This window comes from Akkermansia biwaensis, from assembly GCF_026072915.1.
Classification (GTDB): domain Bacteria; phylum Verrucomicrobiota; class Verrucomicrobiia; order Verrucomicrobiales; family Akkermansiaceae; genus Akkermansia; species Akkermansia biwaensis.
Genome location: NZ_AP025943.1, coordinates 107,700 through 121,020, shown reverse-complemented (window position 1 = coordinate 121,020; position 13,321 = coordinate 107,700). Strand labels below are relative to the sequence as shown.

At 59.2% G+C, this 13,321-nt stretch carries 8 protein-coding genes; 4 read left to right on the top strand and 4 right to left on the bottom strand.

The features are described 5' to 3' along the window. Positions 1–130: 130 nt before the first annotated feature. Positions 131–784 carry a ribulose-phosphate 3-epimerase gene (rpe, locus tag OQH67_RS00430; protein WP_130083448.1) on the bottom strand — a complete coding sequence of 218 codons (654 nt, stop codon included), beginning with the start codon at positions 782–784 and terminating at the stop codon, positions 131–133. A gap of 25 nt (positions 785–809) precedes the next feature. Then, a complete protein-coding gene (gene leuS, locus OQH67_RS00425; RefSeq protein ID WP_215437207.1) occupies positions 810–3,383 on the bottom strand; it encodes a leucine--tRNA ligase in 2,574 nt (857 codons plus the stop codon). Between the two features lie 179 nt (positions 3,384–3,562). Between leuS and OQH67_RS00420 the strand changes: the two genes are divergently transcribed. Next, a complete protein-coding gene (locus OQH67_RS00420; RefSeq protein ID WP_215437209.1) occupies positions 3,563–5,233 on the top strand; it encodes a sulfatase in 1,671 nt (556 codons plus the stop codon). Positions 5,234–5,538: 305 nt separating this feature from the next. On the opposite strand, the gene OQH67_RS00415 is transcribed toward OQH67_RS00420, so the two are convergent. Continuing rightward, complete coding sequence (locus tag OQH67_RS00415) at positions 5,539–6,324, bottom strand: hypothetical protein (RefSeq protein WP_215437211.1); 786 nt, start codon at positions 6,322–6,324, stop codon at positions 5,539–5,541. 223 nt (positions 6,325–6,547) lie between these two features. On the opposite strand from OQH67_RS00415, the gene nspC reads away from it, so the two are divergent. Together nspC and speA are read left to right on the top strand one after the other, a co-directional pair. Continuing rightward, positions 6,548–7,750, top strand: coding sequence for a carboxynorspermidine decarboxylase (nspC, locus tag OQH67_RS00410; RefSeq protein WP_215437213.1), 1,203 nt, complete (start codon positions 6,548–6,550; stop codon positions 7,748–7,750). Between the two features lie 23 nt (positions 7,751–7,773). After that, positions 7,774–9,711 carry a biosynthetic arginine decarboxylase gene (gene speA, locus OQH67_RS00405; RefSeq protein WP_215437215.1) on the top strand — a complete coding sequence of 646 codons (1,938 nt, stop codon included), beginning with the start codon at positions 7,774–7,776 and terminating at the stop codon, positions 9,709–9,711. 54 nt (positions 9,712–9,765) lie between these two features. On the opposite strand, the gene OQH67_RS00400 is transcribed toward speA, so the two are convergent. Further along, the gene (locus tag OQH67_RS00400; RefSeq protein WP_215437217.1) at positions 9,766–10,857 is read right to left on the bottom strand and encodes a tyrosine-type recombinase/integrase; all 1,092 of its coding nucleotides are present in this window, start codon (positions 10,855–10,857) and stop codon (positions 9,766–9,768) included. 393 nt (positions 10,858–11,250) lie between these two features. Here OQH67_RS00400 and OQH67_RS00395 point away from each other — a divergent pair, with 393 nt between their 5' ends. Continuing rightward, positions 11,251–13,320, top strand: a complete 2,070-nt coding sequence (locus OQH67_RS00395; RefSeq protein WP_215459005.1) for a glycoside hydrolase family 2 protein — start codon at positions 11,251–11,253, stop codon at positions 13,318–13,320. Position 13,321 lies beyond the last annotated feature (1 nt).

Here is a 13,321-nt window from a genome sequence, read left to right as displayed (position 1 = left end):
TCCGCAATTGTCTTACCAAGTCCGGCATTCCTCGTGGAGGGATGCCGGTTTTTTGTTGTGTACCCGGCAGGAAAGGAAAGAAACGGGAAATGAGGGGAAAAAAGAGAGAAAATGTCGGGTTCTCCGGCAGTTATTTCATTTCCGCAATAGCCTGGGCCATGTCCGCGGCCTTGAAGGTGGAGGAACCCGCCACCAGAACGTCCGCTCCCGCCAATGCGCACTGGTCGGCATTGTTTTTGCCAATGCCGCCGTCCATCTGAATCAGGAAGGATGCCTGGTGGTCTGCTCTCCATTCCGCGGCTTTCACTACCTTGTCCAGGACGGAGGGCATGAAGGATTGTCCGCCGAAACCGGGCACCACGGACATGACCAGCAGCAGGTCTATTTCTCCCAGGAACGGAAGCAGGGTTTCAAAGGGAGTAGCCGGATTGACGGCCAGCCCGTTTTTCACGCCCGCCCTGCGGATGCGCTTGAGAGTGTTGCGGATGTAGTATTCATCCCCCAGTTCCACATGGAAGCAGATGAGGTTGACGCCCGCTTTGACAAAACGGCCAAAGTAGTGGTCCGGCCGTTCGATCATCAGGTGGGCATCCAGAAAACGGTCCGGTCCCACCGCCTTTCTGACGGCGGCGCAGATTTCAGGACCAAAGGAGATGTTGTCCACAAAGTGGCCGTCCATGATGTCCAGGTGCAGCCAGTCGGCTCCTGCTTCAAAGGCGCGGCGCGCCTCTTCCCCTATTCTGGAGAAGTCGGCGGCCAGCAGTGACGGGGCGATCATGGTCATGATCGGGGCATCCTTTCCTGTAAGATTAATTGGCTACGATATTGACGAGGCGGCCGGGCACGACGATGACTTTTCGTACCGTTACGCCGTCCAGGAAGACTTTTACCTTGGAAGATGCCAGGGCAAGCTTTTCCAGTTCTTCCCGGGAGATGTCCCTGGGCACTTCCAGCTTGTCCCGCAGCTTGCCGTTGACCTGGATGACCATCGGCACCGTGTTTTCCACCAGCAGGGCTTCATCGCAGGCGGGCCAGTTTTTCTGGCAGAGCTGCGTTTCCGGCACGTCGGGGAATGCCGCCTGGAGACGTGCATGGATTTCTTCCGTAATATGCGGGGCAAACGGGTTGAGCAACGTCAGGAACGCCACGTAGTCCTGCACGTCCACTACGTCCGCGGAGGTCATGGCGTTGGTGCATTCCATCATTTTGGCGATGGCGGTGTTGAAGGACATGCTTTCAATGTCGTCCGTCACTTTTTTGATCGTCTTGTGCAGTTCCTTGCGGACGGGCAGCACGGCGGCTTCCGGCGCTCCGGAGACGAGCTTGGGATTGATTTCCCATTCCCCTTCCTGGTTTTCCTGGAAGGCCACGCGCCAGACGCGGGCCAGGAAGCGGGAGATACCTTCCACACCCTTGGTGGCCCAGGGTTTTACGTCTTTCAGCGGACCCATGAACATTTCATACAGGCGCAGGGCGTCCGCACCGTATTCGCGCACGATATCGTCCGGGTTGACGACGTTGCCGCGGGACTTGGACATTTTCTGCCCGTCTTCGCCCAGGATCAGGCCCTGGTTGACGAGTTTCTGGAACGGCTCGTTGGTGCTGAGGTAGCCCAGGTCAAAGAGGACCTTGTGCCAGAAGCGGGCGTAGAGCAGGTGGAGCACGGCGTGTTCCGTGCCGCCCACGTACAGGTCCACGCCGCCGGGCGTGCCTGCGGAGCCCATCCAGTATTGTTCCGCCTCGCGGCTGACGAAGCGTTCGTTGTTTTTCGGGTCCAGATAACGCAGGTAGTACCAGCAGGAGCCGGCCCACTGGGGCATGGTGTTGGTTTCCCGGTGCGCCGTGGGCGTGTAGGCGATCCATTCCGTGGCCTTGACCAGCGGCCCGCGGGGGTCTCCCGTGGGCGCGAAGTCGTCCAGAGCGGGCTGGAGCAGGGGAAGTTCGTTTTCCGGAATGGCGCGGTGGCAGCCGTCTTCCCAGACGATGGGGAAGGGCTCCCCCCAGTAGCGCTGGCGGGAGAAGAGCCAGTCGCGCAGCTTGTAGTTCACCTTGCGGCGTCCCTTTCCGCGCTCTTCCAGCCACAGGATCATTTTTTCCTTGGCCTCCGGCGTGGGCAGCCCGGTCAGGAAGCCGGAGTTCACGCTGGTGCCCTCATATCCGCAGTAGCCGCGCCAGTCGGTATCTTCGGTGGGCGGTTGCACCACCTGGAGGACCGGAAGGCCGAATACCCCGGCAAATTCGAAGTCGCGTTCGTCGTGGGCGGGAACGGCCATGATGGCTCCGGTTCCGTAGCCCATCAGCACATAGTCCGCAATCCAGACGGGAATCTGCTCTCCGTTGACCGGGTTCACGGCATGCGCGCCGGTGAAGACGCCCGTTTTTTCCTTGGAAAGGTCCGTGCGTTCCAGATCGCTCTTGGAGGCGCACTGGGCGCGGTACTGCTCCACGGCTTCTTTCCGTTCCGGTGTGGTGACGGCGTCCACCAGCGGGTGTTCCGGGGAAAGGACCATGTAGGTGGCGCCGAAGAGGGTGTCCGGCCTCGTGGTGTAAACGGTGATGGTTTCCCCGCCCAGCTCAAAGTCCACTTCCGCCCCTTCCGACTTGCCTATCCAGTTGCGCTGGAGTAGCTTGATGGATTCCGGCCAGTCCAGGGGCTCCAGTTCGTCAATCAGGCGTTCGGCATAGTCCGTGATGCGCAGCATCCACTGGCGCAGCGGGCGGCGTTCCACGTGGTGGCCCTTGGCTTTCCATTCCTCCACTTCCTCATTGGCGAGCACAGTGCCCAGGTCCGGGGACCAGTTCACGGCCACTTCCGCCACGTAGGCCAGGCGTCGCTGGTCGATTTCCTCGCGGGTGAGGCCCTGGGCCTCCAGTTCGGAGACGGGGCGCGCCTTTTTCAGTTCCCTGTTGTAGTAGGAGTTGTAAAGACGGAGAAAGATCCACTGGGTCCAGCGCACGTATTCATGGTCCGTCGTGGCGATTTCCCGGTCCCAGTCATAGGAGAAGCCCAGCATCTTGAGCTGGCGGCGGAAGTTGTCAATGTTCCGGAAGGTGGTGATGGCCGGATGCTGCCCGGTCTTGATGGCGTATTGCTCCGCGGGAAGGCCGAAGGAGTCCCAGCCCATGGGGTGAAGCACGTTGAAGCCGTTCATGCGCTTGAAGCGCGCCACAATGTCCGTGGCGGTGTATCCTTCCGGATGTCCCACATGGAGGCCCGCGCCGCTGGGGTAGGGGAACATGTCCAGCACGTAGCACTTGGGCCGGGAAGCGTCAAATCCCTCGTCCCCGGGGTTGCCTGTTTTGAAGGTCTTCCGTTCGTCCCAGATCTGCTGCCATTTGGGTTCAAAGACGTCAAAAGGATATGGTTTCTTGCGCTCGGACATGATGCGGAGGAATGTATACTCCGACCGGGGGGCGATCAAGTCTAAACCCCGGCGACATCAGGCGTTTCCGGACCTTTCAGAGGATCAATCCCTTTTTCCGGAAAAAAAGAAAGACCAGAGACGCAGGATGCGTATTTTAAAATTGAAAGGTTTGTCCTGACGTTATTAACTAAAAAATCATGAAGTTCACAGTCTGTTTCCTCTCCGCCGCCTGCGGCGTACTCTCCCTGCTTGCAGGGGCGTCGGCCCAGAATTCCTCCCATGCCGTTTCCGGAAAAAAGCCCAATATCATTGTTTTCCTGGTGGATGACATGGGATGGCAGGATACGTCCGTGCCGTTCTGGACGGATGAAAAGGGCCAGCCGGTCAAGACTTTCCTGAACAAGCGCTACCGGACGCCGAACATGGAGAAACTGGCCGCCCAGGGCATGACGTTTACGGATGCGTATGCGCACCCCCTCTGCACGCCGTCGCGCGTAAGCCTGATGTCCGGCATGAATCCGAGCCGCCACCGGGTTACCAACTGGGTCAGGCAGCAAAACCAGACGACAGACCAGAATAGCAAGAATCTCCAGCCGCCGGACTGGGCCCTCAACGGTCTTCAGCCAGTCGGAACGCCCGCCAAGGGAGTGACGAAGCGCCCCATTTCCGGAGAGGACATGCACTACAACATGACCCGTCCCTTCGCCACGGCAATCACGCTGCCCCAGCTGCTGAAAAAGTGCGGCTATGTGACCGTGCACTGCGGGAAGGCCCATTTCGGCACGCAGGGAACGCCAGGCTCCAACCCGCTGAACATGGGGTTTGACTACAATATTGCCGGTACGGAAATCGGACATCCGGCGGATTATCGCGGCTCCAAGCATTACGGAAAGGGTTTCAACCATGTGCGCGGACTGGATGAAAATAATTATTACCAGGACGACGTGTTCCTGACGGAGGCGCTGACCCAGGAGGCCATCAAGAGGCTGGAGGCCATCAGGAACAATCCCAAGGAAGCGGGAAAGCCCTTCTATCTGTACCTGGCCCAGTATGCCCTTCATTCCCCGCTGGATGAACGCGCGTATGACAAGAGGTTTGCGGATGCCTATAAAGACCCGCAGGACGGTCACGCGTGGTCGCCGAGGGAAAAACATTACTCCGGCCTGATCGAAGGGATGGACAAGAGCCTGGGGGACATCATGAAATACTTGAAGGACAACAATCTGGATAAAAATACGGTGTTAGTGTTCATGTCTGACAACGGGGGGCTGGCCATCTCCGGAAGGCTTGGCAACGTGGATTCCAATTATCCGCTTTCCTTCGGCAAAGGAGGGTGCATGGAGGGCGGCATCCGTGAGCCGATGATTATTTCCTGGCCGGGAGTCACCAAGGGAGGTGCCCGGTGCTCCGTGCCGGTCATTATTGACGATTTTCTGCCAACGCTGCTCGATATGGCGGGATGCAGGAATTTGAAAACACCGCAGAAGCTGGACGGCCTCAGCCTGGTGCCCCTGCTGAAAGGGGCGCAATTCCCCGCCGACCGTCCCCTTTTGTTCCACCAGCCCAACAACTGGGGGGAAGGCAGCCGCCAGGCAACGCAGTACGGCGCTTCCACCGCACTGCGGCGTGGTGACTGGAAGTTGATTTACCGTCACGTGGACCAGAGTTTTGAATTGTACAATCTGCGGAAGGATATTAGCGAAAAGAATAACCTGGCTTCCGCGGAACCGAAGAAAGTGAAGGAGATGGCTTCCATGATGGGCAGGCTGCTCCGGGAGAGGAAGGCTCTGATGCCCACTTACAAGAAAGGAAATTCCCTGGGAGTTGCCGAGGGCACGTCAGTGCCGTGGCCTGACCAGGTGAAGTAATCCTGGTCTTGGTGCTTCTCCGGCGTTGTTGCATAGAGAGAGCCATATCCGCTTTATACTATACGCGGCATGTTTTCCGATCTCCGGCAGCGGGTTGGGAGGACATGCCGTTTTTCATGCGGATGGAATGGCGGTTTTTCCCCGGATATTGTACTTCCGCTTCCGGATTTCATCCGGAGGCTCGTCTCCGTGCCGTGTTTTATCCCCGTTCGGGGGGATAGGAAACAGCCCCGCTCCGGAAAACCGGGCGGGGCTGTTGATGCAAAGTGCCTGTTCAGGGATGATTTCCCGGCGGGACGGCTGTCTTAAAAGTCGTCGGCGGGAGCGTCCGCAGCGGGGGCGTCTCCTTCGGCGGCATTGTCCGCAGCCGGAGTATCCGTGGCGGTAGTATCTTCCGTGTCGGTTGCCGTGGCGTCGTCGGAAGGCGTTTCCGCCGCGTTGTCGGCATCTTCCACATCCGTATTGACATCGGCATTAGCGGCCGGCGGAGCGGCGGCAGGTTTGCCGGCAGGGGCTGCCGGAGCGGCTTCCTTGGGCGGAACGACTACTTTGACGGCGGGAGGCGCCGGGATGGGGGTGGTCAGGCCGTCAGCCTTGCGGGTGCTGACGCGCAGTCCGTCGGCATAGGCCAGGTTCTTCAGGATGGCGTAGCCCAGGGCCGGAGCCTTGTCCGTGGTGTTGACCAGCATGTTGAAGTGGTTGTTGACGGAAATCTTGCGCGCGTCCTTGCCGTTACGGAAGGGAATGATGCCTGCGAGGTTGCCGTCGTTGTCCGTGCAGATGGCCCAGAAGGAGCGGTCCACCTGGACGAAGTACTGCGGCCGGATGTAATCGGCCTTTTTCCATTCGGCTCCCTTGATGTATTCCGTCATGGCCCGGCGCGCGTTGGCCGGCATGCCGCCCCAGTCCGCATATACTCTGCTGGTCAGCGTTTCGCGGCCGTTGTACCCGTGCACGGATACGTTCTGCGCGGTGGCGAACTGGCGGGCGTAGCTCTCGGGAGAGGTAGGTTGGCAAGAGCTGGTGAAGAGCGCTGTCCCTGCGGTCAGGATGCAGGCTGCTGCTGTGGTGAAGGGATGAATGTTAGTCATGGCAATCGCAATGGTTGTGTTATAAAAGAGGAAAATCCACCCCATTTCAAGGAAAAGAATGCGGGTTGTGCCGTTTTATGGCGTTTTTTTACGGTTCCGCTTGCTGGAGAAACGTGCCGCCTGGGCCGGAAGTCTTTGGTATATCTTAAATTGGAGGTATGATGGGAAATTACTAAAATTTTTCTCGCAAATAGTTGCAGATCGCTTAGGTTGTCGTTGCTTCATGTCCGCCTTTATCGTCAGCCAGCCAGCATTGGAACGCAACGCCCGCATCCTCAGGGAGGTAGCGGATGCCGCGGGGTGCCGGGTCGTGCTGGCTCTGAAGGGGTTTTCCACCTGGCCCTGTTTTGAGGACCTGCGCCCCCTGCTGGACGGCTGCTGCGCGTCCGGACTGTGGGAGGCCCTTCTGGCCCGGCGCAGGTTCGGCAAGCATGTGCTGACCTATTCTCCCGCGTACGCCCCGGAGGAGATTGCGGAACTGGCGGAGATTTCCGACCACCTTGATTTCAACAGCCTGACCCAGTGGAACCGCTTCCGGAAGGAGGTGACGGCGCATCCCCGCTTCCTGTCCGGGGAACTGAAGTGCGGCCTGCGCATCAATCCCAAATTTTCCACGGGCCATACGCCCCTTTACGATCCCTGCGCGCCCGGCTCCCGTCTGGGTGTGACGCCGGAGCTGATGCGGGGCGCGGACCTGTCCGGAATTTCCGGGCTTCACTTCCATACCCTGTGCGAGCAGAGCGCGGAGGACCTGGCGGATACGTTGGAAGCCGTGGAACAGTACTTCGGCTCCATCCTGTCCCGGCCGGAGATCACCTGGCTGAACATGGGCGGCGGCCACTGGATCACCAAGCCCGGCTACAACCGGGAACTGCTGGCGAACCTGGTGCGCGGCATCCGCTCCCGCTACGGCGTGGACGTATGGCTGGAGCCGGGGGAGGCGGTCGCCATCCATTCCGGCGTGCTGCGCTGCCGGGTGCTGGACGTTTTTTCCTCCGAGGGGGTGGAACACGCCATTCTGGACGTTTCCGCGTCCGCCCACATGCCGGACACGCTGGAAATGCCCTACAGGCCGGATGTGTTTCAGATTTTGAAAGACCCCTCCCTGCGGTCCGGACAGCAGCCCGCCGTCGTGATGGAGGGGGAAAGCTATGCCGTGGCCGGGGAGCCGGGTGAAGGGCCCTTCGCCTACCGCCTGGGGGCGCCGACGTGCCTGGCCGGGGACCGCCTGGGGGATTATTCCTTTGCGGAGTCCCTTTCTCCGGGAGACGAGCTTGTGTTTGACGACATGGCCCATTACACGATGGTGAAGACCACCTTTTTCAACGGCGTGCGCCATCCGGACATAGCCGTGCAGAAGCACGACGGCTCCGTGGAGACGGTGCGCCGTTTTTCCTACGAGGATTTTGAAGCCCGCCTGGGCTGAAACATTTGACCAGACCTATTGACATGGCAGCAGCTAAAGAAGGCATTAAACAGAAAGTCCGGGGGTGGAGCCATCATGATTCCGCAGATTTGTACGGCATTGACGACTGGGGCAACGGCTATTTCCGGATCAGCAAGAAGGGGGAGGTGACCGTCCGCCTGAATGATGAAGACGGCGGCAAGAAGGACATCAGCCTGTGCGACCTGCTGGAAGGGCTGAACGAGCGCGGCACGACCGTTCCCGTCCTGTTCCGCTTCCGCGACCTGTTGCGCAGCCGCATTGCGGAACTGAACGAAAGTTTCCGCAAGGCGATCAAGGAGGCGGATTACCAGGGCCATTACCAGGGCGTTTACCCCATCAAGGTGAACCAGCAGCGCCAGGTAGTGGAGGAGATCGCGGAATACGGCACCAAGTACGACTATGGGCTGGAGGCCGGCTCCAAGCCGGAACTGATTGCGGCCATGGCGCACATGCACAACCCGAACGCCTACCTGATCTGCAACGGGTACAAGGACGACGAGTTCATCGACCTGGCCCTGACGGCCCAGAAGATGGGGCTGAACATTTTCATCGTGCTGGAGATGCCTTCAGAACTGGATGCCATCTTCGCCCGCGCCAAAAAGATGGACATCCGCCCCAATCTGGGCCTCCGCGTGAAGCTGGCGGCCAAGGGGTCCGGCCTGTGGCATGAATCCGCCGGGGACAAATCCGTCTTCGGCCTGAACGCGGCCCAGGTGCTGGACGTGGTGGACAAGCTCAAGCAGATGGAGGCCCTGGATTGCCTGAAGCTGCTCCATTACCACCAGGGTTCCCAGATTCCGAATATTTCCGTGGTGCGCGAGGGATTGACGGAAGCCGCCCGCATTTACGTGGACCTGGTCAGGGAAGGGGCTCCGCTGGGCACGCTGGACATGGGCGGCGGCCTGGCCGTGGATTACGACGGCTCCAAGACCAACTTCCATTCCTCCTGCAACTATTCCATTGCGGAGTTTGCCCGCGACGTGGTGGAAGTGGTGGGGGACATGTGCACCAAATACGAGGTTCCGCACCCCACGCTGGTGACGGAATCCGGCCGCGCGGTGGTGGCCTATTATTCCGTGTTGGTGTTCAACGTGCTGGACGTAACCAGCGCCCCGGGGGAGGAACCGCCCCCGGAACTGCCGGAAAACGCGCCCGAACTGCTCAAGGCCTTTGCGGACACGGACAGGACCCTGGCCCGGAAAAACATGCAGGAATGCTACAATGACGCCTGTTATTACCGGGACCAGCTCCGGGCCCAGTTCTTTTACGGAAACGCCACCCTGCGGGAACGCGGGCTGGGAGAGGCGTATTACTGGCACATCCTCAGCCGCATTTCCCGGATGCTGGCGGAGATGGAAACCATTCCGGAAGACCTCCGGGAGCTTTCCTGCTCCATGGTGGATTTCTATTACGGCAATTTTTCCCTGTTCCAGTCCCTGCCGGATTCCTGGGCCATCCGCCAGCTTTTCCCGGTCATGCCTCTTCACCGCCTGAACGAGCGGCCCACGAACAAGGCCGTGCTGGCGGACATCACGTGCGACTGCGACGGGAAGATCGACCATTTCATTGACCGCGAAGACGTGGCCACGGCCCTTCCCCTGCACGCCATCAAGCCCGGCGAGGAAGACTACTACATCGGCGTGTTCCTGGTGGGAGCCTATCAGGAGACCCTGGGGGACTTGCACAACCTGCTGGGGGACACGAACGTCGTCGGCGTGCACTTGGAAGGCGGCCGCCCCGTGTACACGCATGAGGTGGAGGGAGATACGGTGGCGGACGTGCTTTCCTACGTGGAATACGATCCCAAGGAACTCGTCAACAAGTTCCGCATTTTTGCGGAACAGGCCGTAGCTTCCGGAAAAATCACGCCGTCCGAACGCCGCCGCGCCCTGGAAGTATTCCGTTCCGGGCTGAATGGCTATACCTATTACGAACTGTAGGGAAAAGCCCCGCTCCGGCGCGGCGGAACCTTCCGAACCCTGCCGGAACAACGGTTACTGGGGCATTTCCGCAGGGGCCTCCATTTCCTCGATCACCTTTGCCGGAGTCAGGGCCCAGAAGCGGTTGGCCGTCTGGACGGAAATTCCCTTCATGTTCAGGTACCGGGTGCGGAGCAGGGAGGAGGAGCGGTGCCCCATTTCCATTTGCAGCAGGTTGTAGTCCTTGAAATGCTTGGCGTGATAGCTGGCGTAGGTATGCCGCAGGCAGTCCGGCACCCATGATCTTTTTCTGCTGCCCCATCCCGCTCTTCTCCGGATTTTGCGCCATTTGATCGTCCATCCCTTCGGGCAGATGGGCGTGAGCGGGCCCGGCTTTGTCCTGTCGCGGCAGAATTTGAGCCATTTGGCCAGCACGGGCAGAATGGTGACGTGGCGCGCGCCGCCCGTCTTGGTATGTTTGGAATTCAGGATCACGCAGCCGTCCCGGATGGCGATGTTTTCCCAGAGCAGGCGCTCCACTTCCTGCGGCCGGATGCCCGCAAAAATCATCAGGGCCGCGCCGGCAACGCAGGTTCCGTTGAATTCGTCCATGCATGTCTTGAGCAGGAGTGTCACTTCCTTCAGCGTCAGGGCGGGAATTTCCTGCTCCTTCAGGAACGGCGTGTCCACCCTCAAGATCGGGTTTTCGTCGCACCAGCCGCGTTTGACGGAGAAGGAAAAGATGCCGCTCAGGATCAGTCTTGCCTTGTGCCTCTGGCGGGAGGTGGTGAAGGTATTCATCAGGATGCTCTGGCAGTCCTCCACGCTGATGTTCCGCAGGGGCGTCTGTTCCAGTTCCGGATTGCTTTTCTTGAGCTTCTGGATGATGCTCCTGATGTCCGTCAGCGTGCGGGGCCTGCGGTGGCTTTTGGAACGCAGGCATTCCACCGCTGCCGTCCCGAAGCTAACCGTATGGTGCTTGTTCTTGATGGCGTTCAGCCCCAGGGAAACGACTTCCCGGCATCTGTTGATAGTGCAAATTTCGTCACCCAGGGCCTCCTTGATTTCCAGTACCAGCCTGGCTGCCTGAATCAGAGTAACGGATTCATCCTCCAGGAGCGCGGCTCCAACATATCGCAATTTATTCGTTTTCGGTGTTTTTCTCATATTGGTTCACGTGTTGTCACAAACACGGGTTTAACGAAAAAGGCATTCCTTATAGTAAAGAAAAATTATGTTTTCTATCGGAAAACGCGTAACCAACAAGGTTATGTTGTTACTTCCGATTTCTTTGATCCGATCGGAAAAATCAAGGTTCCAGAAAAGCAGTGGGAAAAATGTTGGAAGCCGGCGGCCTTCCTTAATTCCGTGCGTAAAGCCGCCGGAACGCTTATTCCGGTAAAAAGCGTCCCCTGGCGGAATGCCGGCCCGGTATCATGAAAGATATTGACGGCAGAGAACGTATGCAGTAAACTCATTATCCATACCATGGTTATCCGAATTCATTCTCTCACTGTGCCATGCGCAGGGCTGTGCTGCGCTCTGGGTTCTCTCCTGGCAATGGCGGATGCGCGTGAAGTGTATCCCCTGACCGGTTCCTGGGATTACCGTTTTGACGGAGGCCCTTCTGAAAAAGTAACCGTGCCGCATACCTGGAATGCGTCGGATGCCGCGGACGGGGTGAAAGGGAAGCGCGGAGACGCCAAGTCCGTCAACAGCGACGTTTACCGGCGCGGCCCCGCCGTTTATACCCGTACTCTTCCGGTGGCTCCCAAGCCGGGCAAGAGGTATTTCATCCGCGGCGGGGGCGCCAGCATCGTTTCCGAGGTTTCCGTCAACGGGAAGCCTGCCGGCAGGCATGAGGGAGCATTCACCGCATTTTGCTATGAAATCACCCCTCTCCTGAAAAAAGGCGCCAATACGGTTTCCGTGCTGGTGGACAATACGCAGCGGGACCACATCGCGCCCCAGCGCGGGGATTTTTCCATGTTCGGCGGACTGTACCGGCCCATTGAACTGATTGAGACGGACGGCGTCTGCATTGACCCCCTCTTTTACGCCTCTCCCGGCGTTTTCATTACCACGAAGTCTCTGGACAAATCCAAAGCGGAAGTGGAGGTGAAGACCCTTCTCAATTCGGACGGGAAGGCGGGGGACGTGGATGTGGCCGTGGAAATTCTGGACATGAAGGGCAGGAAGGTAGCCGGAAAGACGGTGAAGGCCGCCGCCGGGGAAAAGAAGAATCTGGAAGTTCCCGTAACACTGGCGATTCCCAATCCCGTGCTCTGGAACGGTGTCAGGAATCCCTACCTCTACCAGGTGAAGACCTCCGTCAGGACGGCGGACGGCCAGACGGATGAAATGGTGCAGCCGCTGGGGCTGAGGACCGTTTCCGTCAATCCCAAGGAGGGGTTTGTCCTGAACGGAAAACCCATGCAGATCAAGGGAGTCAGCCGCCACCAGGATATGAAGGGGAAGGGCTGGGCGCTCTCCCCGGAGGATGAGGAGCGGGATATCAGGCTGATTGCGGATATGGGGGCGGACGGTTTGAGAACGGGCCACTATCCCGCCTCCAGCAACGTTTACGACCTGTGCGACAAGACGGGGCTGGTCGTCTGGTCCGAGGTGCCCAACGTCAACCTGGTGCGTGATACGCCGGAGTTCCGGGAGAATAACCGCCTCCAGGCCCGGGAGATGATTTACCAGAACTGGAACCATCCATCCATCTGCATGTGGGGCATTTTCAATGAGATAGGCCACCAGCCGGAGGCTTCCTCCAAAGGGGTGGACATGGAGGCCGAATTGACGGAGCTGAACAAGTTCGTGAAAGAGACGGACCCCTCCCGCATGACGGTAGGGGCCAGCAACCAGGCGGGCCGCAGGAAGCTGAACAATATTCCGGACCACATCGCGTTCAATACCTATCCCGGGTGGTACGGGGGCGGCCCTGAAACCATGAAGGGCAACCTGAACGGCTACATCCGCGACTACGGCGGCAAGATGGGCATCGCCGTCAGCGAGTACGGCCATGGCGCCAGCACGGGCATGCATGAGAATCCGGCAAAGAGGCCGTCCCCCACGGGATTCTGGCATCCGGAGGAATGGCAGTCCCAGGCGCATGAGATCAATTACAAGTGCATCAGGGAGAGGCCCGAGGTGTGGGGCTCCTTCGTCTGGAACATGTTTGACTTCGGTTCCGCCTCCCGCTTTGAGGGAGAAAGCCCCGGCATCAACGACAAGGGACTGGTGACCTATGACCGCAAGACGCCCAAGGACGCCTATTTCTTCTACAGGGCCAATTGGAGCCCGCAGCCGACCGTGTACATTACGTCCCGCAGGTTTGCGGAGCGCACGGGAAAGACGGTGCCCGTGAAGGTTTACAGCAATGCCCCCATGGTGAAGCTGGCCGTCAACGGGAAGGCCGTGGGAAGCGTCAAGCCGGATGAATTGAAGCGCGCCGTCTGGCCTGAAGTAACTCTCAAGCCCGGCGTCAACACCATCACGGCCACGGCCTCCGTGGGCGGGAAAACGTATACGGATTCCTGCAAATGGACCTTGAAGCTTTCCGGAGAGGATGGGAAGAAGGGGGGCGAGCGCTATCAGGACCCGTCCATCAACAAGTATAAGTAAC